At 40.7% G+C, this 23,409-nt stretch carries 19 protein-coding genes and 1 tRNA gene; 8 read left to right on the top strand and 12 right to left on the bottom strand.

Features of this window, described 5'->3' with window-relative positions:
• Positions 1-15: 15 nt before the first annotated feature.
• Both Q6344_02755 and Q6344_02750 read right to left on the bottom strand, forming a co-directional pair.
• On the bottom strand, positions 16-978 hold the full coding sequence (locus tag Q6344_02755) for an ABC transporter ATP-binding protein (protein ID WLG14287.1): 963 nt from the start codon (positions 976-978) through the stop codon (positions 16-18).
• Positions 979-1,210: 232 nt separating this feature from the next.
• Positions 1,211-1,843 carry a c-type cytochrome gene (locus Q6344_02750; GenBank protein ID WLG14286.1) on the bottom strand — a complete coding sequence of 211 codons (633 nt, stop codon included), beginning with the start codon at positions 1,841-1,843 and terminating at the stop codon, positions 1,211-1,213.
• A gap of 355 nt (positions 1,844-2,198) precedes the next feature.
• Between Q6344_02750 and Q6344_02745 the strand changes: the two genes are divergently transcribed.
• A tRNA-Arg gene (locus Q6344_02745) sits at positions 2,199-2,275 on the top strand.
• A gap of 162 nt (positions 2,276-2,437) precedes the next feature.
• On the opposite strand, the gene Q6344_02740 is transcribed toward Q6344_02745, so the two are convergent.
• Positions 2,438-2,806 carry a hypothetical protein gene (locus tag Q6344_02740; GenBank protein ID WLG14285.1) on the bottom strand — a complete coding sequence of 123 codons (369 nt, stop codon included), beginning with the start codon at positions 2,804-2,806 and terminating at the stop codon, positions 2,438-2,440.
• A gap of 35 nt (positions 2,807-2,841) precedes the next feature.
• Between Q6344_02740 and Q6344_02735 the strand changes: the two genes are divergently transcribed.
• Positions 2,842-3,642: an NAD-dependent deacylase gene (locus Q6344_02735; protein WLG14284.1), complete on the top strand. Its 801-nt coding sequence runs from the start codon at positions 2,842-2,844 to the stop codon at positions 3,640-3,642.
• Between the two features lie 128 nt (positions 3,643-3,770).
• On the opposite strand, the gene Q6344_02730 is transcribed toward Q6344_02735, so the two are convergent.
• The 4 genes from Q6344_02730 to Q6344_02715 form a co-directional block, all read right to left on the bottom strand.
• Positions 3,771-4,769, bottom strand: a complete 999-nt coding sequence (locus Q6344_02730; GenBank protein WLG14283.1) for an adenosine deaminase — start codon at positions 4,767-4,769, stop codon at positions 3,771-3,773.
• A gap of 211 nt (positions 4,770-4,980) precedes the next feature.
• Positions 4,981-5,505, bottom strand: coding sequence for a TPM domain-containing protein (locus Q6344_02725; GenBank protein ID WLG14282.1), 525 nt, complete (start codon positions 5,503-5,505; stop codon positions 4,981-4,983).
• A 74-nt stretch (positions 5,506-5,579) separates the two neighbouring features.
• The gene (locus Q6344_02720; protein ID WLG14281.1) at positions 5,580-6,758 is read right to left on the bottom strand and encodes a TPM domain-containing protein; all 1,179 of its coding nucleotides are present in this window, start codon (positions 6,756-6,758) and stop codon (positions 5,580-5,582) included.
• Positions 6,759-7,019: 261 nt separating this feature from the next.
• Positions 7,020-7,652 (bottom strand): LemA family protein, encoded by a 633-nt coding sequence (locus Q6344_02715; protein WLG15122.1) that lies wholly within the window; start codon positions 7,650-7,652, stop codon positions 7,020-7,022.
• A 1,200-nt stretch (positions 7,653-8,852) separates the two neighbouring features.
• On the opposite strand from Q6344_02715, the gene Q6344_02710 reads away from it, so the two are divergent.
• On the top strand, positions 8,853-10,400 hold the full coding sequence (locus Q6344_02710; GenBank protein ID WLG14280.1) for an alanine/glycine:cation symporter family protein: 1,548 nt from the start codon (positions 8,853-8,855) through the stop codon (positions 10,398-10,400).
• 355 nt (positions 10,401-10,755) lie between these two features.
• Here the strand turns inward: Q6344_02710 and Q6344_02705 are convergent, their stop codons facing one another.
• The 3 genes from Q6344_02705 to Q6344_02695 all read right to left on the bottom strand — a co-directional run bounded on the left by Q6344_02705 (position 10,756) and on the right by Q6344_02695 (position 13,392).
• Entirely contained in the window at positions 10,756-11,361 is a 606-nt protein-coding gene (locus Q6344_02705) for a fasciclin domain-containing protein (GenBank protein WLG14279.1), read from the bottom strand.
• A gap of 183 nt (positions 11,362-11,544) precedes the next feature.
• A complete protein-coding gene (locus tag Q6344_02700; GenBank protein ID WLG14278.1) occupies positions 11,545-12,495 on the bottom strand; it encodes a fasciclin domain-containing protein in 951 nt (316 codons plus the stop codon).
• A gap of 342 nt (positions 12,496-12,837) precedes the next feature.
• Entirely contained in the window at positions 12,838-13,392 is a 555-nt protein-coding gene (locus Q6344_02695; protein ID WLG14277.1) for a fasciclin domain-containing protein, read from the bottom strand.
• A gap of 565 nt (positions 13,393-13,957) precedes the next feature.
• On the opposite strand from Q6344_02695, the gene metH reads away from it, so the two are divergent.
• From metH to Q6344_02670, 5 genes are all read left to right on the top strand, one after another.
• A complete protein-coding gene (metH, locus tag Q6344_02690; protein ID WLG14276.1) occupies positions 13,958-17,746 on the top strand; it encodes a methionine synthase in 3,789 nt (1,262 codons plus the stop codon).
• A 211-nt stretch (positions 17,747-17,957) separates the two neighbouring features.
• Positions 17,958-18,887 carry a bile acid:sodium symporter family protein gene (locus Q6344_02685; protein WLG14275.1) on the top strand — a complete coding sequence of 310 codons (930 nt, stop codon included), beginning with the start codon at positions 17,958-17,960 and terminating at the stop codon, positions 18,885-18,887.
• 393 nt (positions 18,888-19,280) lie between these two features.
• Entirely contained in the window at positions 19,281-20,474 is a 1,194-nt protein-coding gene (locus Q6344_02680) for a hypothetical protein (GenBank protein WLG14274.1), read from the top strand.
• On the top strand, positions 20,471-20,914 hold the full coding sequence (locus Q6344_02675; protein WLG14273.1) for a DUF6521 family protein: 444 nt from the start codon (positions 20,471-20,473) through the stop codon (positions 20,912-20,914). The genes Q6344_02680 and Q6344_02675 overlap by 4 nt, the downstream gene beginning before the upstream one ends.
• Positions 20,911-22,758: a DUF3732 domain-containing protein gene (locus tag Q6344_02670; protein WLG14272.1), complete on the top strand. Its 1,848-nt coding sequence runs from the start codon at positions 20,911-20,913 to the stop codon at positions 22,756-22,758. Before Q6344_02675 ends, Q6344_02670 begins: the two co-directional genes overlap by 4 nt.
• Before the next feature lie 179 nt (positions 22,759-22,937).
• Here Q6344_02670 and Q6344_02665 read toward each other — a convergent pair whose 3' ends face one another.
• Together Q6344_02665 and Q6344_02660 are read right to left on the bottom strand one after the other, a co-directional pair.
• A complete protein-coding gene (locus tag Q6344_02665; protein WLG14271.1) occupies positions 22,938-23,084 on the bottom strand; it encodes a DUF2256 domain-containing protein in 147 nt (48 codons plus the stop codon).
• A gap of 45 nt (positions 23,085-23,129) precedes the next feature.
• Positions 23,130-23,300, bottom strand: coding sequence for a DUF2256 domain-containing protein (locus Q6344_02660; protein ID WLG14270.1), 171 nt, complete (start codon positions 23,298-23,300; stop codon positions 23,130-23,132).
• Positions 23,301-23,409 lie beyond the last annotated feature (109 nt).

The raw sequence follows: 23,409 nt of genomic DNA, 5'->3' as shown, positions 1-23,409 counted from the left end.
CTATCATTTCTTGACTCACAATCCTGCCTCCTTCATGCTGTCTGCACTTTGGATATTTTTGTCTACTAGACGCATAAATAGCTCTTCTAGTCGATTGGCTTTATTACGCATACTGGCTACCGTGATACCTTGCTCAGATAACTGGTCAAAAACACCATTTAACGATTCGCCTTCAGTCAGTGTGACTTCAAGCGTCTGATCATCAGGCTGCGATGTGTCTGTCACTCCTGCCAAAACCAATTGACGCGTAAGCGGTGTCTCCAAATCAAAAACAAAAGTCTCAACCGATAGCTGCGCTAGCAAATCCTTCATCTCGGTATTAATACGAATCTGACCATGATCCAAAATCGCAATGCGTTTGCACAGCTGCTCCGCTTCTTCAAGATAATGAGTCGTCAGAATAATCGTGGTGTTTTCTTCGATATTAATCTGCTGCATAAACTCCCACATAGAGCGGCGTAACTCGATATCTACCCCAGCGGTTGGCTCATCCAAAATCAATAATTTTGGCTTATGAATCAGCGCCCTTGCAATCATCAACCGGCGCTTCATACCACCTGATAGCTCACGTGACTTGCTATTGCGCTTGTCCCACAGACCTAGCGCCATTAATAATCGTTTTGCCCGTGGGCGTGCTTCTTTGGCAGGAATGCCAAAGTAACCGGCCTGTGTAATCAAAATATCTTCGACTTTTTCGAACATATTAAAATTAAACTCTTGTGGGACGATACCAAGATACTGTTTAGCAACAGACGGATTCTCTAGTAAGTCGGTGCCAAATATCTTTACGCTGCCAGTGGTTGGTTTAAAAAGCGAGCTAATAATACCAATCATTGTTGATTTACCAGCACCATTTGGCCCCAGCAACGCAAAAAAACCTCCTTGCGGGACGGTTAAACTGACATCTTTGAGTGCCGAAAACCCATTGCTATAGGTTTTGGATAAATTCTGGATAGCAAGTGCTGGTACCTCAGACATGAAAACCTCTTTATTGGTTATAAATTTATGTAAAATCGTTTTTAGAATATGAATAGACAGAAGAGACTGTGTAGTGTCATAAAGTGAGGCTAGTGTTGGTGAATTTCAACTGTAATGCCTTAGAAGTACCGTATTGATAATACTCATCATTAAAAAAGCGCCTATCTCATTTAATGAAATAGGCGCTCCACTGATATATAGGGTAAAAGGCTTAGCCAGATATTCAATACAATTAGCTTGCTTCACCAACCATATAATCGACAGCGTTTTGAACTTCCTCATCAGGGATATCAGCACCACCTTTAGCAGGCATGGCGTTAAAACCATTGATAGCATGAGTATATAATGTTTCTTTACCCTTGGAGATACGTGGTCCCCATGCACCAGCGTCACCTAAGATTGGTGAGCCAAGTAGACCTGCAGCATGACAAGTCTGACATACGGCATTGTATACTGCTTTGCCATCACGAGGACCATCACCCGCTGCTGGGCCAGCGGCACGTGCCGTCACATCACAAACTTCATCATCTTCAAAGCACACTTTAGCAACTGGCTGAATGCGAGCAATTAAGTTAGGATACAAAGCAATCAGCTTTTGCACTTGCGGCGTATCTTGCGGAATAGGCTCTTCATCAACCGCAGGTGCGGCAGCAGCAGTTTCTGCGGCAGGTGCCTCGCCATCAGTCGTATCTGCAGCAGCTTGGGTATCATCACCCAACTGCTCAGGCGCATTTGCTACCACTTCCTGCGCTGCTGCTACATCAGAAACAGTTACAGGAGTGTCTACAACACTTTCAGCTTGGCTCACCGCGATACTAGCGATTCCTAGAATGGCAGCTGCCGATAACATAACTACTTTTCTCATTCGTCACGTTCTCTTATTACATATACAAAGGCTCATACGGCTCAGACATTCTGCTTGTCCTCCTTTGACAACCAAATAGTTATCAATAGCAAACAGCCAGCCCGCGTACTAGCACACTTGTAATCGGTGATTATAAATATGAATTCTCCCTGTCATTATAAGGGAAAAGGCAGGTAGATTGCCATGCCTGTTTAATGACTATCCTGTTTTTTCTTAAAAAACATCAATCACTGTGTTCATTCATTGGCTTTATGGATTTTATTTGTTAGACTAAGCGGTCTTTATTTTTCGACATCTTTACTGCTCATAACGCTCGTTTAGGCATGATGTTGATAATACCGTATGCCATTGTTATGCGCTCGTAGCTCAGTTGGATAGAGTATCGGTCTCCGAAGCCGAGGGTCGTGGGTTCGATTCCCGCCGAGCGCACCAATCATTGTATCTACAATATTTATGTCATCCTTCCTTAGTATTACCCTAAATCTTGAATATCTATCAACTCCGCGCTCAAAATATTTGCGGATTTCGCCGTGCGTGCTCGTCTATTGATAGATAGTTTTCTTATATGATAGGCATTTCGCTTATAACACTCGCCTATTCTGCTTGCTGTAAATTAGCTGCTAGCTGGGCACGGTTGGGCACACGATGATAATTAATCACGGGCACGTTACCCAACAGGCGCTGACCTGAAGCAATTTTCTTATCCATCGTAATCATTGCAATTTTCCTATCTTGTTTACTGAGCAATAAGTGATTGGTCTTGCGTGTGACTCGATAATCAGGAAAATACTGTTTGATCAGCACGGAGGTTTTTTGCAGGTCGTCATTAATAGGTTTTTTCACGCTTTTAGACGATTTATTATGAATTGTCTCACCCACTTTTACGCCGCGTGACTTTGCCAACAACCATAAAGCGGCAATAACGGCAAACAATATGACAAGCCACCAAATTCCATCTATCATTAGAAGAGATATCCATTATTAGCAAGGGTTGGCTCATGTTAGCAGAATTATCACCAGCGTTAATAGCAGAAGTAGAACTTGCTGCTAAATTATTGACATCCAAACAGCATATTTGCATCTTAACGGGTGCAGGGATTTCAGCCGAAAGTGGCATTCCAACTTTCCGAGATAAGCAAACAGGCTTGTGGGAAAACTATGGTGTGGAAGACTTGGCGACACCTGAGGCTTTCACTCGTGATCCAAAACTGGTGTGGTCATGGTATCAATGGCGCAGACAACTGGTAGCGGATAAAAAACCGAACCCTGCACATGTTGCCTTAGCGCAGTGGCAATACCATACTCAGTCGTCCAATCAATCATTAACGCTTATCACTCAAAATGTTGATGATTTACATGAGCAAGCTGGCAGTAAGGCAACTCATTTGCATGGCAATCTGTGGCATAACCGCTGTAGTCAATGTGAGACAGCCTGCCAAAGTCAATCGAGGGGTTCGTATCATAGCGAGGATACAATCAATTTTGATGACACACTGATGACCTGTCGCCATTGCGATGGCTATATCAGACCAGATATCGTTTGGTTTGGCGAAGCATTACCAGTACAAGCATGGCAAACAGCAGAAGATGCGGCGGCGAATTGCGAGGTATTTATCAGCATTGGCACCTCCAGTTTCGTCTATCCTGCCGCTGGACTCGCACAGTTAGCGAAACAAAATGGTGCCAAAATTATTGAGATAAATCCCAATCCAACGCCGAATACTATTGTGGATATCACCTTAGCAGAAAAAGCTGGTGTGATTATGCCGTTATTAATCCAGAAAATCACTGCGCTCTAGTCGCTTGAACTTAAGTCGCCTGAACATAAGTTACTTCAACCTAAAAAGCATACCGTGTAAAAAAGAAAAGGCTTAACGATTGATATCAACCGTTAAGCCTTGGATACTAAAACATAATCATAGTTGATTTACTTTAGTGCCAGATCAACTTTCGCCAAATATGCTGCTTTTAATTCATCACTAATAAATGAGGCATTAAAGGAGTTCTTTACCAAAGTAACAACATCATCTTCTGTTAGCGGTAAATTTTCGCATATATTTATAAAGTTTTGATTCATATAACCTTTGAAATAGGCTGGGTCATCTGAGTTTATGGTGATATTTAGACCATAATCTAGCAGCTCTTTGATATTGTGTTCTTTGTAATTATTAAAGACTTTCAGCTCAATATTTGAGTTCGGGCAAACGGTCAGCGGCATTTGCTCATCCTTCAGTCTTTGCATCAACTCTGGGCTTTTTATCGATTGCACACCATGATCAATTCTATTGATATTTAATAAGTCCAGTGCTTCGTAAATGTACGAAAAATCTGCCTCTTCACCAGCATGGGCGACCAGCTTAAAACCTGCTTCTTTAGCTTTTTTGAAGACATCTTTGAATTTTGATGGTGGATTGCCCAGCTCTGACGAATCAAGACCGACAGCGATGATGTCATCTTTGAATACCAGTGCTTGCTCTAAGGTCTCAAACGCTTCTTCTTGTGATAAATGCCTTAGGAAACACATGATAATACAAGAGGTGATACCATATTTTTCTTTGGCATCTGCAAGCGCTTCTTTGATGCCTGTTATCACCACTTCAAAAGGTATACCTCGTTCAGTATGCGTCTGCGGGTCAAAAAATATCTCTGTGTGAATGACGTTATCTTCAACACACTTAAGTATATATTCCCACGTTAAATCATAAAAATCGTCTTTAGTGATCAGGACATTTGCGCCTGCATAGTAGATATCTAAAAAGGTTTGCAAGTTGGTGAAGTTGTAGGCGTTGCGCACATCTTCTATATTTTTATAAGGAATCTCTATCTGGTTCTTTTTTGCCAATCTAAACATCAGCTCAGGTTCTAGTGAGCCTTCAATATGTAAATGCAGCTCAGCTTTTGGTAATTTCTTTATTAAATCAATCATAGGATTCCAGTGACGGCTTTTTGTAGTAGAGTACTTTTGAGAAGTGCTTTTGAGAAGTGCCTTTATAAATGCAAAGCCTGTATAGACGCTTGAGCAATATATCAGTCACCCTCGATTTCTAGAGGCACTATTATATTGTAATTAATGCCGAAACCCTATAAAAGAACACGATGCTAGCAAAATAACAAGCCATCAGATTCCCTCATCTACGTTACTTCAAAAACACCACAGTATCAGACAACTCGTTACCCGCTGGATCCTGCTCCAAATGATAATACTGACGCAGCACTTGCCCAACTTCATCTAACAATTCAGCCAAGCTTTCTTCGGTTTTTTGATTGGCAATACCTGACACGGCCTTGTCACACATCGCCCGCCAAACGGTGGGGCTGACATGAGCACTGATACCACGATCAGCTACGATCTCTAACTGGTGCTCGCAAATATTGACATACACCAAGACGCCCGTATTCTCTTCAGTATCCCAAACTCGATACTCACTAAACAGCTCAATCGCACGTTCGCGACAGCCAATATAGTACGCCTCTTGAATCGGCAGATGGTTTTCTACAATCAAAAACACCTCACCCCGATGCCCTCGCTCTGCACGGGTCACCTCGTCTGTCAAACGTGCTTTGGCTGCTGCTGTTAACCATTTACTATGCAATATAGGAATAAATAAGACTTGACGCCACCAGCGGACAAAACTGGGATTTGACGCGTTGTTTTCTGACATTTTACTATTTCCTCAAATACGTCATTGCTGACGGTCGTTTAATATCCGTTTTTACTTAAGCATCTACCAAGCGTCTACCACGAGCCACCAGCACCGCCGCCGCCAAAACCACCGCCGCCACCACCGAAGCCACCGCCGCCAAAACCACCACCGCCAAAACCACCACCGCCAGAGCCGCCGCCACCGCCCATACCAGGTAGGAATATCATACCGCCGCCTCTACGACCGCCGCCAGACCCACCTTTACCACCACCGCCGCCACCTCGTGAAATCAAAAATAGCCATAAGAAGATAGCCATGATAACGGTCATAAAAAACCCACCGCCTAAGGCTAACGATCCCGCAAAAAACCCACCAGCAGTAATAATAGAACCAAATACACGACCAAAAATACTGGTAATAAAGCTTCCAAATATCATTGCCATAATGAATAAAAATATGGGCGATGGTAGCTCGTCTGAACCTTGTTGTGCACTACGCTCGGCTGCTTGCGCATCAGCACGAGCCAATACCTCAGGATCAGCAGTCAGCCGCGTTTTGAGTGCGTCAACGCCAGCTATTATTCCAGCGCCATAGTTATTTTGCTTAAATAACGGCGTGATATCTTCACGAATAATACGATTGACGGCAGCATCTGGTAAGACACCCTCTAGTCCATAACCCGTCAAAATATACATATCACGGTCATTGACGGCGACTACCATGAGTAAGCCATCATCGATGTCTTTATTGCCCAGCTGCCACTTCTCAGCTACTTGTAGAGCATAGTCAAAGATAGGGACGCCATTGGTCGTAGGCACGATAACCACCGCTGCTTGGGCAAGACCTTGCTGATAAATATTTCTAAGCTGCGCCTCTAGACGCTGTTTTTCTTGCGGATTTAGAATATTAGCCTGATCAACCACAGGATTATTTAATATGAGCTTATCGGCATCGACACTGGGTACATTTGACTGTATAGGAGAAGGATTTGCGGCTGTTGACCCAACTGTTGCCTCATTATTAGCGGCATTAGGGTTGATCGCCTCATTGCCTAAAATGGCATCATTGATTGCATCATTACCCAATACAGCGTCATTGATCGCTTCATTAGACTCGCCCGCTTTGGCAATCACTACCAAATCCTCAACACTACGACTTTGCATGTCTGAAGTGCTATCAATGGCTTCATTAGGCGCAGCATACAACACAGGCGCACTACTGACGCTGAGTGTGAACAGTAATACTGATAGGATTGCTTTTGAATTGTTCATCTAATCTATACCACCTCAAGTGACATCTGTACTGAGTGAATCTACGTGATACCATTCACAAAAATTAGCATAGCAAAGAAACCAAATTTGACATAGCTAATCGTACTTTTTGGATTTGATATTCATTTAATAGGCATTTATATCCATCAATACCTTTAAAAATGTGGCTAAGCAAACTAGTGGCTAACTAAGCTAAACGATAAAAATGTAAACAAACAGAGCGACAAATCCCGCTCTGTTTTCATCTCTATTTAATCACCACTACTCAGCTGTCGCTGACTTATCATCACCGAAGTCAACACTTGGTGCGGTTGAAATAGCGTCTTCATTCGCCACGCTAAAGTTTGGCTTGGCATTCATACCAAATACTTTTGCTGTAATGTTGGTTGGGAACTGGCGCACCGTTGTATTATAGCTTTGCACTTCTTGAATATAACGGTTACGAGCAACGGCAATACGGTTTTCAGTGCCTTCGAGCTGGACTTGTAAGTCTTGGAACAAAGCATCTGACTTTAGCTCAGGATAACGTTCAGAGACAGCCATCAAACGTGATAATGCACCTGTCATCTGTTCCTGTGCAGCTGCATAACGCTCCATCGCTTCTGGATCATTCAGTACTTCTGGCGTCACAGTAATGCTACCAGCACGAGAGCGTGCCTCAGCTACTTGAGTAAACACTTCTTGTTCTTGCTCAGCGTACTGCTGCACGACTTTGACTAAGTTTGGTACCAAATCAGCGCGGCGTTGATATTGGTTCACCACTTCTGACCACGACGCGGTAACTTGCTCATCTTGAGCTTGCAGGTTGTTGTAGCCACAACCGCTTAGACCAACGGTAGACGTCGCTAACACGGCTGCGAGCAATATGGGTTTTACAATTGATTGACGCGTCATCATTGTTTCTCCTAATAATGGTAAATAATAAATAACCAGTAACACTTTTTTAATAATTTTTTAAAGCTTGTATTTTGAAGCTGATACATGAGGTCATGCAAATGTATGTCTATTTAAGTATTAGAGCCGTATATTTTTTATAATTAAAGGCACATCACTTATATTAAAGCCACACTAAACATAAAAACAGCAGTTAATGAGTACGATAGCAATCGTATGCCGCTCTGCTAGAGTCTCTTCTTATCAACGAAACAAAACTATAGGATAAGATATCTTACACAATGATGGCGCTATCTCATTATTTTTACAATTAGCCGTTACCAAAACACAACCGCAAAACCACACTGCTACCCCATGACTATTGCTCGTTTTTATTACCTATCATTGGTGATATCTACCTCACAAATATCATCGAACCACTGGCATTATCTTTAGTGCATAGCTTGTCCAGTATAGAGGAGTGACAGATAAGCGATGAATGACCGCTCTGTTTTTGCGTAGTCGATGTGGCTTTATCTATTGTTTCGATATCTAACAACAGTCAAAACATGCGATATTTTATCGTTATTTATAGTCATATCTGCCTGACCCAATATGAATATATATGCTTCTGTACAAAGAAAATTCTAGTAATTACTACAAAAATATGGCAAATTGCAGTTACGTAGCCGTACGGTTTGAATACATTTGGTAGTGGACTTATGGCTTGATTAGTATTAGCGAGTTGTTGATTTCTATGTAAAATATTACTCAGTTATTAGAAACTTGCTTAATCGTTTCAATCAGCCACACCGACCCTGTAGTCAATCGATACCGCTCACAAAAAGTTGAATGCTATCGGCATGATAAGTATTTAATATTATAACCGCCTGTTTTATCCACCGGTCTACTGAACATTCATCTCAGATATTAAGTGATAAGATAAATGTCGCAGTAATTGAGACAGCTTACGCCTTGCAACTATGCTAATACGCATATCGTCGGTAATAAGCTTAAGCAAACTGTCAATATTACTGATAAACCAAGCGGATAACGACAGACAACTACAGTCCATTCTTAGTGGCTAAGCGCGTATGAGACTTAACGGATATACATGAGTCGATGTAGATAATTTAACTGCTTAACTTAAATAAGTAAGTTAACCAGTTAGCTTACTCCTAGCATACAGAGCCACTTTGAGACAGTACTAGGAATATACATATGGAAGGTTTAGTTAACTTAGTAAACGGAATTATCTGGAGCCCCGCACTGATCTATCTGTGCTTGGGCGCGGGCCTATTTTATTCCATTATGACGCGCTTCGTACAAGTGCGTCTGTTCGGTGAAATGATCAAGTTACTCTTTACTGGTAAATCTAGTGATCAAGGTATTTCATCATTTCAGGCACTTGCCGTATCACTCGCAGGACGCGTGGGTATGGGTAACATCGCTGGGGTAGCTGCGGCTATCGGTTTCGGTGGCCCAGGTGCCGTATTTTGGATGTGGGTCGTGGCCTTCTTAGGCGCATCTACTGCTTATGTTGAGTCTACGCTCGCACAGATTTATAAAGAAAAAGACGTCATCACTGGCGAATATCGCGGTGGCCCAGCTTACTATTTTGAGCGCGCACTTGGCCAAAAATGGTATGGCATCCTCTTTGCAATCTCATCTATCCTCGCTTGTGGTATATTTTTACCAGGTGTACAGGCAAACGGCGTTATCAATGCTTTCGCACAGGTAATGGGCGAAGGGTCTGTTATGAGCATTGGCGCCTTAGAAGTTGGCTCAATGCGTCTAGTAGCCTTAGCCATTATCCTTGTGGTATTAGGTATTATCATTTTTGGTGGTATCAAGCGTATCGCAACGTTTACCGAGTATGCCGTTCCTTTTATGGCATTGGGCTATATCGTCCTTGCACTGATCATCATGTTTACTAACTTTGATATGATTCCACAAGTATTCGGTCTAATCGTTAGCGATGCCTTTACTGCTCAAGCAGGTTTTGGTGCAGCGATTGGTTGGGGCGTAAAACGTGGTATTTACTCAAATGAAGCAGGTCAAGGTACAGGTCCTCATGCTGCTGCTGCTGCTGAAGTTGAGCATCCATCACAGCAGGGTTTGGTTCAGGCATTCTCAGTATATGTCGATACCCTATTAGTATGTTCTGCTACTGCCTTCATGATCCTAACCATGGGTACTTACAACATTCAAGGAACATTACCAGACGGTCAATTCATCGTACAGAACGTCGCTGCTACTACTGAAATCAACGCCCCTGCATTCACGCAAATGGCGATGGAATCTGTTTATGGTGGTTTTGGTAACACCTTTATCGCTATTGCTGTCTTCTTCTTTGCCTTTACCACTATCTTGGCTTACTACTACATCGCTGAAGTGAACGTTGCTTATCTAACTCGCTTTGTCGGTCGCAGTGCCAACAAGACTGGTCTATTCTTAGTCAAAATCTTAATCATGGTGATGGTTGCTTACGGCGGCCTAAACTCAGCTGGCTACATTTGGGCTATTGGTGATATTGGTGTTGGGCTTATGGCTTGGTTGAACATCGTTGGTATTTTGGTCATCTTCATTGTGGCTCGTCCAACACTTACCATGCTGAAAGACTATGAAGCACAGCGTAAAGCAGGTGTTGAGCGCTACAGTTTTGATCCTGCAAAATTCGGCATCAAAAACGCCCCTTATTGGGAAGAGCGTCATCTAAAAGAGCAACAAAGAATGGCAGCGGATCCACTACGTAAAGAGCATAAGTAATATTCTATAACGTAGCTATTATTCTTTAACATAATTGTTATTCAAACTTCTAAAACAAAAGCCCGAAACAATCGTTTCGGGCTTTTTTGTTTCAAACCTTTGCATTCATAAGCCTTCAATAGATATCTTACATAAGTCATCATTACTCTTTAAACTTGCATTAGTGTGAACCAATGAGAGGCTCATTTATCTTACTCTCCATTACATTGAACCGTTTTCATGCGACTGACTTATATCAATGCTATGGTAAACATTAGGTATCCCCCAAACGCAAAAAAGCCCAGCTCAATAGCTAGGCTTCTTCGACGTCATTATTTAAATAATTAATCATCAATAAAGAGGCTATAGAAACAACTTACTCAGGCATCAATACTGCATCGATAGTGTGAACCACGCCGTTCGTTGCCATGATATCTGTACCAGTAATATTAGCCGTGTTACCAGTCGCATCAGTGATGACATTAGCATCACTAATATTGATAGTAGCACCATTTACAGTAGCAACATCAGTACCATAAGGAATGTCAGCTGCCATAACAATCATAGGTACTACGTGATACGGAAGTACTTTTTTCAGTAGATCTGTATCGGCTAATAGCTCTTCTTTAGTAACGCCTAGCTTCTCTAACACAGGAGCAAATGCATCATCAGTTGGTGCAAATACCGTATAAGTCCCAGCATCCATCATCATTGTATCTAAGCCAGCAGCTTGTAATGCAGCCGTTAGAATCGTTAGATTTTCGTTGCCAGCTGCTATTTCAGCAATGCTTTGCGTCGCAGCAGTATCGGCCATTGGATCGGCTTCAGTCATTGGCTCAACTTCGGCAACGGGCTCTACAACCACTTCTTCAGTAGTCACTTCAGGCTCAACAGGATCAGTAACTGCTTCTTTATCATTACAAGCGGCTAATGACATGGCAGCTGTAACGACAGCGATAGAAAGTAAGTTTTTCTTCAACATAAGTATTTCCTTATAAAGGGATGGTCTGTTAAGTGACTTGTTTGACAAATAACTTAACCCAGTTAATGTATATAACAGCGAACCACTTATCTGTTGCAAATGATAGCAACTAAACAATAGTAATAATGTCGCCTCTGCTATACCAATAACTATAATTTTAACTGATTAATTTCGGATTAATGCTTACTTAGGTAGCAACACTGTATCGATCACGTGTACAACTCCATTGTTCGCTTGTATATTCGCGGTCACGATATTAGAGGTACGATCTCTCTCATCAGTAATTTGTTTTTTATCGTCAAATGTGATGCTGCTGCCTTCCAGCATCTCTTGACTGCCTACCATAATTTCAGAGGCAAAGACGCGGTCGTCTTCAATCACATGATAGGTGAGCACTTTCGTCAACAACGGCTTATCTTGTAATAACTGTTCTTTACTTATCTCAAGTTCAGCTAATAATTTAGCAAAAGCGGCATTGTTTGGTGCAAAGACGGTAAAGTCAGCGTCTTCATCAGCGAGGGCATCAGCCAATCCTGCTGCTACTACCGCTTCTTTGAGGATACTGAGATCCTCTGTGGCAACGGCTAGATCGACTATAGACTTGTCAGTAGGTAGCAATACGTCGTCAATGAGGTGAATGACGCCATTAGTGGCCAATACATCTGTTTTGATAATTTTAGAGGTATCCCCACTTGCATCCATAATGATATTGGCATCACTAATAGATATCGCTTGACCATTGACTGTTTCGATACTGTCGCCATAAGGAATGTCAGCAGCTTTGACTGTTATATTGGGGATAACATGATAAGTTAAGACCATGGTTAATAGCTCTTTGTCAGCCAATAACTCTTCTGATGTCACATCAAGCTCTTCCAATAATTCAGCAAATGCAGCATCAGTAGGTGCAAATACAGTAAATTCGTCCTCTGATGACATCAAAACTTTATCAAGTCCAGACGCCTTTAACGCAGCATTAAGAATGGTTAAATTTTTATTTTCAGCAGCAATTTCTGCAATATTTTGTGTTGGTGCTTCTACAACAACTGAAAAATCATTATCGTCGTCATTACAAGCGGCTAGCGGCAAAACGGTCATGGCAAGCGCCAGAGATAATAGGGTTCTTTTTAGCATGAGTATATCCTTATGTATGAGTTCAGATGAACCACCTACTTTGTCAGTAGCATCCGTCGAATGATTGAAATTGTTAAATGATCAAAGCTTTCAACAAGAAACAAAGATGACTGTCGTTTATTGTCGTAGTGTTAAACAATAATGATGACACGCTTAAAAAATATCTCAAACATTCTAAATGCCAGCAGTGTCATCTAAAGGAGATTCATCTAAGACAGTTGGCAATTAAAATAGCGTGTATTTAACAATCATGTCATCAAAGACGGTAGCTGGTACTCATACCAACTGCATCATACAAAGTAATAGGGATATAGTTCTTTAGCTGTAATTTTGAGATCAATCTTATTTGGGCAGTAATACTCTATCGATAACATGTACTACGCCGTTATTAGCAGCAATATCGGTTTTTATGATATTGGTAGCACGACCATTTTCGTCCATCAATTTGCCCTGATTGGTGACCATCAGAGTATCTTTACTGAACATAGTAATATTGCCCGGTTTAACGTCTTTCGCATATACTGGCGCAGCACCGTTAATCACGTGATAGCCTAAAATCTTAGTCAATAGTGGCTTGTTGGCAAATAGTTGTGCTTTGCTCATGCCTGTTTCTTGCAGAACTTGTACAAATGCGGCATTGGTCGGCGCAAATATTGTATAGTTTGCATTCGGGTTAGACAAAGCACCCGCCAAATCTGCCGCTACGACGGCTTCGACCAGTAGCGAGAAGTCAGGATTACTTTGGGCAACTTGTACCACATTCATTTTTGCCATAGATTGACTGTGCATAGGTGCTTTCATCGCTGCGCTTTTGCTTGGCATCATATTATTACAAGCGCTCAAACCAGCGATTGAGAGTGCTAATGTACCGATGGTAGCAATTTTAGTAAGCTTCATAACATTATCCTTAATGATTAAGTATTTATTGACTTTTCTATAACTGTCTTGCAGATTAGATCGTCTTCCCTTATAGCAAATACTAGCGCTAATAATAGTGATAAATGTTAGATGTCACTAATACAACTATTAACATTTACTAGTAAGTATTGCTTACGAAACATCAATCCTTCTGAAATTAAATTAACATATAACCAAGCTTTATCAATTCCTCTTTACGCAACTTTTTGTAGTACAGGTGTAAACTCTGTCTGACTTTTAAGCACAATCGTTGTGCTTTCATTTGTAGAAACAAAGCTTTATGTAATCTTTAAGCGAAATGATATTCATTTGTTCATAATCGCTTAATGGCATAAACTTTGAACATCATGCTCACTCAATCAACAGGCAGATTTTTTGTCTAGCATATTGCCAAAGAGGAATAAGTACTGTCCCCGTGAGCTATGATTTTCATGCTAGAATAATGCGGATTTGCCCACGCCTTTTATGAATTTTGCACGCTATTTATTATTCTTATTCTTATTACTTCCCCTTTTATAACATTGACGATATAAGCAGCGCTCCTATGACTCAAACGATGACTTCTCAATCTGCTCCTACTTCTAGTCCATCATCCGCTGATGACTTTATTTTAACGCCACCTGCCGTGTTTCCTTATAAAGAACAGCAATTGACGGCACGTGCCCGTATCACCGAGCAAATGGCGTCACGCATCTTGATGTTAGATGGGGCGATGGGTACACAGATTCAGACCTATAAATTAGAAGAAGCGGATTATCGTGGTGAGCGTTTTGCCGATATCAATCAAGACGTACGCGGTAACAATGATTTATTGGTACTGACACAACCGCACATGATTAAAGACATTCATCACGATCATCTGCTAGCTGGTGCCGATATCATCGAGACCAATACCTTTAACGGTACGCGTCTGTCGATGGCTGACTACGATATGCAGTATCTAGTGCCTGAGCTGAATAAGACAGCAGCCAAGATTGCCCGTGAAGCGGCGGATGAATTTACGGCAAAAACGCCTGAGAAGCCGCGTTTTGTCGCTGGTGTCGTAGGGCCAACCTCACGCACGTGCTCGCTATCACCGGACGTCAATGACCCAGCTTTTCGTAACATTACCTTTGACGAATTGGTACTAAATTACCGTGAAGCGACTTTATGCCTGATAGAAGGTGGTGTTGATCTAATATTGATTGAGACGATCTTTGATACGCTCAATGCCAAAGCTGCAATCTTTGCCATCACAGGCGTGTTTGATGATATTGGCTTTGAGTTACCGATTATGATTTCGGGGACGATTACCGATGCCTCAGGTCGAACGCTATCAGGTCAAACCGCCGAAGCCTTTTATAATTCAATCCGCCATGCCAAGCCATTATCGGTTGGCTTTAACTGTGCGCTTGGTGCTGATGCGCTGCGTCCGCATATCCAAACACTGTCGAACATTGCTAATACCTATGTGTCCGCGCATCCGAACGCAGGTCTGCCCAACGAGTTTGGTGAATATGATGAAACAGCCGAACAAACCGCCGCCCTGCTCGAAGGCTTTGCCAAAGCAGGTATCTTAAACATCGTGGGTGGCTGTTGTGGTACGACGCCTGAGCATATCCGTCAAATCGCTAAAATGGTGGCAAACTATCCACCGCGCGTCATTCCAGATATCCCACCTGCCTGCCGTTTATCGGGTCTTGAGCCATTTACGATTACACCTGAAAGCCTGTTCGTCAACGTCGGTGAACGTACCAACGTGACAGGGTCTAAAAAGTTTTTACGCTTGATTAAAACCGAAGCTTACACCGAAGCACTCGATGTGGCGCGAGATCAGGTCGAAGGCGGCGCGCAAATCGTCGATATCAATATGGACGAAGGCATGCTCGACTCCAAGCAAGCGATGATTCATTTCGTCAACTTGGTGTCTGGTGAACCTGATATCAGCCGCGTACCGCTGATGATTGACTCGTCTAAATGGGACATCATCGAAGAAGGCCTTAAGCGTATCCAAGGCAAGTCCGTTGTCAACTCTATCTCATTAAAAGAAGGTCATACTGAATTCGTTGAGCGTGCCAAGCTTTGCATGCGCTACGGTGCCGCCGTTATCGTCATGGCATTTGATGAAGACGGTCAAGCCGATACTTACGAGCGTAAGATTCAGATTTGTCAGCGCAGCTATGATGTGTTGGTCAACGAAGTTGGTTTCCCATCAGAAGACATTATTTTTGACCCGAACATTTTTGCCGTTGCCACTGGTATCACTGAGCATAATAATTATGGTGCGGACTTTATCAACGCCACCAAATGGATTAGTGAGAACTTGCCCAATGCAATGGTATCCGGCGGTGTCTCTAACGTTTCGTTCAGTTTCCGTGGTAACCCAATTCGTGAAGCCATCAACTCTGTATTCCTTTATCATGCGATTCAAAATGGCTTAACCATGGGTATCGTCAACCCTGCCATGCTTGAGTTATATGACGATATTCCAAAAGAAGCACGCGACGCCATCGAAGATGTGATGCTCAACCGCAACCAAGGTGAGAGCGGTCAAGACGCCACCGAACGTCTGATGACTGTGGCTGAGAACTACCAAAACGGTGGCAAGAAAAAAGACAGCACCGTTGATATGAGCTGGCGCGAAGGCACAGTAGAAGAGCGCATCGCTCATGCACTGGTCAAAGGCATCACCACCTTTATCGAAGCGGATACCAAAGAAGCATGGGAGAAATACCCCAAGCCGCTAGAAGTCATCGAAGGGCCATTGATGGATGGGATGAATATCGTCGGTGACTTATTTGGTGCCGGTAAAATGTTCTTACCGCAAGTGGTCAAATCTGCGCGCGTAATGAAACAATCCGTTGCGTGGCTAAATCCGTATATCGAAGCAGAAAAAGTCGAGGGTGAAAAGAAAGGCAAAATCCTCATGGCCACAGTCAAAGGCGACGTCCACGATATCGGTAAAAACATTGTTGGCGTGGTACTTGGTTGTAACGGCTATGATATCGTTGATCTGGGCGTCATGGTACCGTGTGAAAAAATCCTCGATACCGCTATCGCAGAAGAAGTCGATATCATTGGCTTATCAGGTCTGATTACCCCAAGTCTCGATGAGATGGTCTATGTCGCCAAGCAAATGCAAGAGCGCGGCATGACGCTACCCTTGATGATTGGCGGTGCAACGACCTCCAAAGCGCATACCGCGGTCAAAGTCGAGCCACAATACCAAAATGATGCCGTCATCTATGTATCTGATGCCTCACGCTCAGTCGGTGTAGTCACTAAACTGCTCTCCAAAGAATACCGTCAAGCGCTTATCGATGAAACTCGCGAAGAGTATGTCAAAGTACGTGAACGCCTTGCCAAGCGTCAACCAAAAGCGGCGAAGGTCACGTATGCCGAATCGGTCAAGATTGGCTTTCAGTATGATTGGGAAAACTATGTGCCACCAGTCCCCAATAAGCTTGGGCAAGTGATATTTGATGACTATCCAATCGCTAAGCTACTGCCTTATATCGACTGGACACCATTCTTTATCTCTTGGGGACTGGTCGGTAAATATCCGAAGATATTGCAAGATGATGTGGTCGGCGAAGCAGCACGTGACCTGTTTGAGAATGCCAATGAGCTGATGCAAAAAATGATTGATGAAAAATTAATCGTCGCCAAAGGGGTATTTAAACTCATGCCTGCGCGCCGTACGGGTGCCGATACCGTCACTGTCTATGACAATGCTAGTGAAGGCGGTGCAGCAGAATATCAATTCGAGCACTTACGTCAGCAAAGCGACAAAGCCAGTGGTAAGCCGAACTTTAGCTTGGCAGACTTCATCTCGCCATCAGAGACGCATACCGATTACTTGGGCGGCTTTACCGTTTCTATCGTGGGTACAGAAGCCCTGGCTGAAAAGTATAAAGCAGCAGGTGATGACTATAATGCCATCATGGTACAGGCACTATCTGACCGTTTAGCAGAAGCCTTTGCCGAGCATTTGCACGAGCTAATCCGTAAAGAGTACTGGGGTTACCAACCAACTGAATCACTCACCAATGATGAGATGATTAAAGAGAAATACGTGGGTATCCGCCCTGCACCTGGCTACCCTGCTTGCCCTGAACATACCGAAAAAGGCAAATTGTTTGATTGGCTCGGTACGGTAGATGCCATCGGTACAACGCTAACCGAAAGCTATGCGATGTGGCCTGCGTCATCGGTCAGCGGATTCTATTACTCGCATCCTGATAGTGAATACTTCAATGTCGGCAAAATCAGCCACGATCAGTTAGAAAGTTATGCTGAGCGTAAAGGCTGGGATATGAAGACTGCTGAGAAGTGGTTAAATCCGAATTTGTAAGAACTTAAAACTCAGTTAACGCTTAAATAATTTCTGATAATTTTTTGGCTTATTCATTTAATATGAGTAAGCCATTTTTTATAGCAGTCTATTCTGCCCACAATCAGCAAACTTATGGCTACGTTCATAGCAAAATACTTTCATCATTTGCTAACAAGAACCATGCTAGATTATTGTCTACTCTATTATTTTTATCTTTGTGAGATAGGCTATGAATCAGATTGCATTACTCTCTAGTTGGATTGGCAAGACCTTTGCAGTCTGGGCATTGGTCAGTGCTGTTTTGGGATTTGTTTTTCCTGAATTCTTTGCCTCGTTGGCTTTTTTGATTGTTCCCATACTTGGCATCATTATGTTTGGGATGGGCATGACGCTCAAGACTGAAGATTTCCTAGAGATTGTCAAACGACCTAAACCTGTACTGGTAGGGCTATTGGCGCAGTTCACGTTAATGCCTATCATTGCCTACTTATTGACGGTAATTTTCAACCTCGATCCTTTAATAGCAGTCGGTGTTATCTTGGTTGGCTGTTGCCCGGGCGGTACTTCTAGTAATGTGATTACGTTCTTAGCGAAAGGTGATGTGGCATTAAGTGTGGCGATTACCTCTATCTCTACCCTACTTGCACCTTTTCTGACCCCTATTCTGCTCAGTGTTTTTGCGGGGCAGCTTATTGATATCGATTTGGCCAGTATGATGATAACCATTACGAAAATCGTAATCTTGCCCATATTACTGGGTGTTATCTTTCATAAATTTTTGGGTAAAAAGATAGAGTTCGTCACCGAGGTATTACCGATGGTGTCGGTGTTGGGTATTTCTATCATTATAGCGGCAGTGGTTGCCGTGTCTAAAGCGACCATCTTAGATAGTGGTGCTATCGTATTTATCGTGGTTGCCTTACACAATATGACGGGTTATACCTTGGGATATGTAATCGCTCGCTTGTCCGGCTTTACGGAGAAACAACGCCGCGCGATTATGATAGAAGTGGGCATGCAAAACTCTGGTCTAGGCGCTGCACTTGCGGCGACGTATTTCAACCCTGTCGCTGCCTTACCTAGTGCAATATTTAGTGTGTGGCATAACTTTAGTGGTGCGCTAGTTGCGAATATTTTTGCTAAGAGGGATGCTAGGTAGGTAGGGCTTTTAATGATTAAATCCGAATTTTTAGATTGGATTTTGACTAAAATTTTCTAGAAATTACTTGAGGCGGGATTGGCTTTTATAGCTGACTTCGCTTTTTTTTCTATCTGCAAACCTAGATGAGGTGATAGCTAATTTTTGAGGCGTTTTAGTTACTCCAATAGCACCTATTTCTTCTAATAATTAGAGCTTAGCATGACGACATCAGTTGTCGTATAAAGTTCTTAACAACTTGCCATATTCCTCTTCGTTTATATACAATCACTTTTAAGCTTACATCGGCTTTTAACTCTTTACATATTAAAAATTTTACATAAGTTCACATTTAAGCTATTTCTGATATTATTAGCTAAATATCTGAAATAGCTTAAAAAATGGATTTTTAATATGTCGAAGAAACCTCATACTGAATCTACAAGTGCTGACAAGACAGCTCTAGGCTTTGACTTCCAGTATTATTTTTTCATACTTAAGCTTTTGCATCTAAAACCTGGAGAATCTATCGGTTTAGAAGTAATTGATGATGTACATACCACTGAATTAGATAATGATTGTCAAATATACTACCAAGTCAAACATACCATCCACGATAATACCAATCTTACGACAAGAGACCCTGACTTATGGAAAACTCTATCTAACTGGTCTAAAGTAATCAGTGACAAAAATGATGGACGTGCTAATGAGAAGCAACAGTTAGAGTTTTTAAAGAAGTCTGAATTTGTGATTTTTAGTAATAAGCTAGACAACAAGAGCAATGAAATAGTAAATCTTATCAATAGTTTTAAACAGTCCTCGATAAATATAAATAGCTTTATTAAAAAATTGGAGCCCATCAGATCAAAAACAACATCTAAAACCATTATTGCCTATATAGATGACCTTTTATCATTGAAGCAATCAGTACTAGAAAAATTTCTTCTTAATATCAATTTTGAATTAGGTAATAATGACATTTTTCCTATGATATATGAATCACTCAGAGGAAAAATGGTTGATGAGAAAAATATCGAAGATGTGTTTAGAAACTTAGATTCAGACATGCGAAAGGATAATTTTATAACTATCAAGTCAGGTAATAAGTTTGAAGTCAGTTTTAATGAGTTCTATAAAAAATATAAGGTATATTTTCAAATTTCAGCCAGTAAGTTACCAATTAGACCTCTTAACTCAGCATTACCTAGCATTTCAGAGATAAAAGAACAAGTGTTTATAAAGCAGTTATTAGATATTGAAGATTTTGAGACGGATGATTTTGACCAGCTGACTCGATTAACTACACATATGCTAAAACTAGAAGATAATATTTTTAAATGGTTTGAGAATGGCGAGATAACTCGTAACAAATATGAAGACTTCCATAGCAATACTAAAACTATTTGGGAAAATATATTAAGAAGTAAAAAGAGAAAAGGCTTAACTCAAGAAAAAAGCCTCGAAGTTATTGATGAGTTAAGAAAGGAAAAACTATCCATAGATGGTCAAGAGCTAGATATTGAGATGAGTAATGGAGAATTTTATTATCTATCGAATATTCCAGAAATTGGCTGGACTCTTGATTGGGAGCGATATAAAAAATGAACTTAGGTAGTTATAATAACTTCGGTATAGTAGCAATTGCCTTACATTCTACTATTTATGAATTAGGTGAATTATCATTATCTAAAGCTATGCTTATAATGCCTTTCTATGCACATAAGCCTCTTACAGATTACCTTGCTCGTCAGAATATACAAATTCTTAGTATCGAACACTTAATTGCTTTGAAAATAGAGTATTTTTCAAACTTTAACGATAGATATGAAGATGCAAGTGTAGAAACTATTCATGCCATACAGTATCTTATAGAAACTAAAATAATAAGCTTCAGACATGGCACCTTGATATGCAACGTTCCTTTTAAATACGATTCGAAGATGGGTAAAAGAGCAAAAAAAATAAGCAAAGCGTCAGAAAACATGGCTAAAATAATGAATGAAGATAGCTCAAAGCTATATTTGAACTTAAGAGTTAATTTATGAAGAAATTTAATATTCTAAAGCTATTGTTATGGTCGAGAAATGGAAAGCAAAGAGTCCTCAATTTTCAAGTCGATAAGATTAATGTAATTACAGGGAATAGTAATACTGGCAAAACAGCAATTTTAGATATTATTGATTACTGCTTTTTTGCAAGCTCAAAAGGTATTTCTGATAGTATCATTAATGAAAATATTGCATGGTATGGATTGGTATTTGAAATCAATGATAAGACCTATACTTTAGCAAGAAAGCACTATACTAAAAAAGTTTCCAATGAATATTATTTTTCAAGTATAGGAGAAGTTCCAGAAAAATTTCCTACAGCAAATAACACTGAGGAAGCATTGAAATCTATTATCGAAACTGAATTCTCTATTGATTCTAATATTACAGTTGCATATGGTGGTAAAAGTTTAAAGAAAGGCTCCAAAATATCACTTAGATATTTTTTAATGTTCAACACTATCTCGCAAGATATTATTAATGATTCTCGTAATATTTATTTCGATAAACAAAACAACTCAAGATATAGAGAAGCTTTACCTCGGATATTCGATATAGCTACTGGAATTGACAGTATAGAAAATATATTACTTAAGGAGAAAAAAGAAGACTTAGAAAAAGAAATTACTACTCTTGAAAGAAGAAATTCTAAATATAAACAGCGTCAAGACCAATCTTTTGACGAGGTTAAGGATATTCTACTAGAAGCTCGAGAAATGGCAATAATTTCTTCTGATGAAGATGTGGAAGCGATTAGTGAATTAAAAGGTGTTATTGAAAATAGGAGAGCTACAGAAGATATTGGTATAATTAAACGCGAACTACTCGAAAAAGATAGAAGCTTAATCTTGAGAAAAATTAGGAATTTGAAAATCCTTAAAAACCAATACAATACTCATAAGGAAAACCTATCTACCATTCATGATAGTTTAAAACCAATAGACTACTTAAAAAATAAGGTTGAGGTGAGAACATCTTATTTTTCTGAAATAATACTAAACCTTGAAAATGAACTTAATCAACTTAAACAAGCAAACAAAAAAGTTACCCCTATTGATAAACAAGTTACTGACCAAATAGTCAAACTTAAAATAGAATTGGAATCTATTCAGCAAGAGCTAGATGTTTTACCGAAAGAAATAAGAATCACAGATACAGATGCAAAAAAACTAATTTTTATAGGAAGAGCAACAGAGATACTGAAGTTATATTCTGGTGAAGATAAATTTCCAGAAAATACTCAAGTAAAAATTGATAAGCTTCAAGAATTAATCAATAAGATAGATGTTGAGAATACTGAAGAAATGAAATTATCAACAATTGGTTTGATTGAAGAAGTGATACGTGGATATTTACAGCAGTATGGAGCAGTATTGGGAAATTACTCTAAGTTTCAACCAAAGTTTGACTATAAAAATAAACTACTACAGCTACGTAAGCCTAACTCTATAGATATAGAGCCTAGTGTTGGTAGTAGTTCAAACCATTTATTTCTACATTTGTTCTTTTCTTTAGCTATTCACGAAGTTATTTTCTTGAATAAAGCTCCTTATGTTCCTCCATTTTTAGTTATTGACCAGCCTAGCCGACCATATTTTGAGAGTGACGACTCAGATATAAGAAGAGAAGAAAGTCTTGAAAGCGATAACGACAAAATTAAACAGGCATTTAACTTACTAAATGATTATATCGATAATCGATTAAAAGAAAATGGTCATTTTCAAATGATAATTTTTGAACATGTTTCTCCTAGTTTTTTCGAGGATTTAGAACATTTTCATTTAGTTGAAGAGTTCAAGAATGGCAATGCTCTCATTTCGAACGAAATGTTGAACATTTAATTAGATGCAGATAGTGCTTAGAATTCAACCTACTCACTACTTAAGCTTTAATTTTTCAAGTTAACATTATGTCAAAAGTGCGCCTTAGCACTTAATTGTAGCGGTTATCCTGCTTGGCTTGGCTAGTTGCAATAGCTAATAGATATGAGAGAAAAGCAGGAAACAGCTATAATTAGTTCTTACTCAATCTTAACCTTACCCCGCCGACACCGCTCAGAACAATAAATCACCTGCTCCCAATCCTTCTCCCATTTTTTACGCCACGTAAATGGGCGTTGGCAGACGGGGCAGGTTTTTTGCGGTAAATTTACTTTTTTGTGTGCCATCGTCTGCTCCCTTATGTCTACATAGCTCTATTTCATTACTAACGACTACTTGTCTTCTTTTTGATGATCTAGCCCTTCATACTTTTTAACGCGGCGGCATTGGTCTGAGCAATAGACCATGCTCTCCCAGTTTTTATCTAGCTTCTTAGTCCAACTAAACTCGCGCTCGCAGACAGGGCAAAGCTTTTTGCGGACGTTCTTTTTTTTGTGCGCCATAATTTTCTCATTGGTTTGATATAGTCGATTCACTATCATCGGATACGGTGTCAGGCTTTCTTCACCTACTGTTTGTAGCAGATTTACTCGCCGTCATTGTATCCAAAGT

It is taken from the genome of Psychrobacter cibarius, assembly GCA_030686115.1.
GTDB classification, from domain to species: Bacteria; Pseudomonadota; Gammaproteobacteria; order Pseudomonadales; family Moraxellaceae; genus Psychrobacter; species Psychrobacter cibarius_C.
Note: the sequence above shows the minus strand (reverse complement) of the source record. Positions and strands in the feature narration are given on the sequence as shown.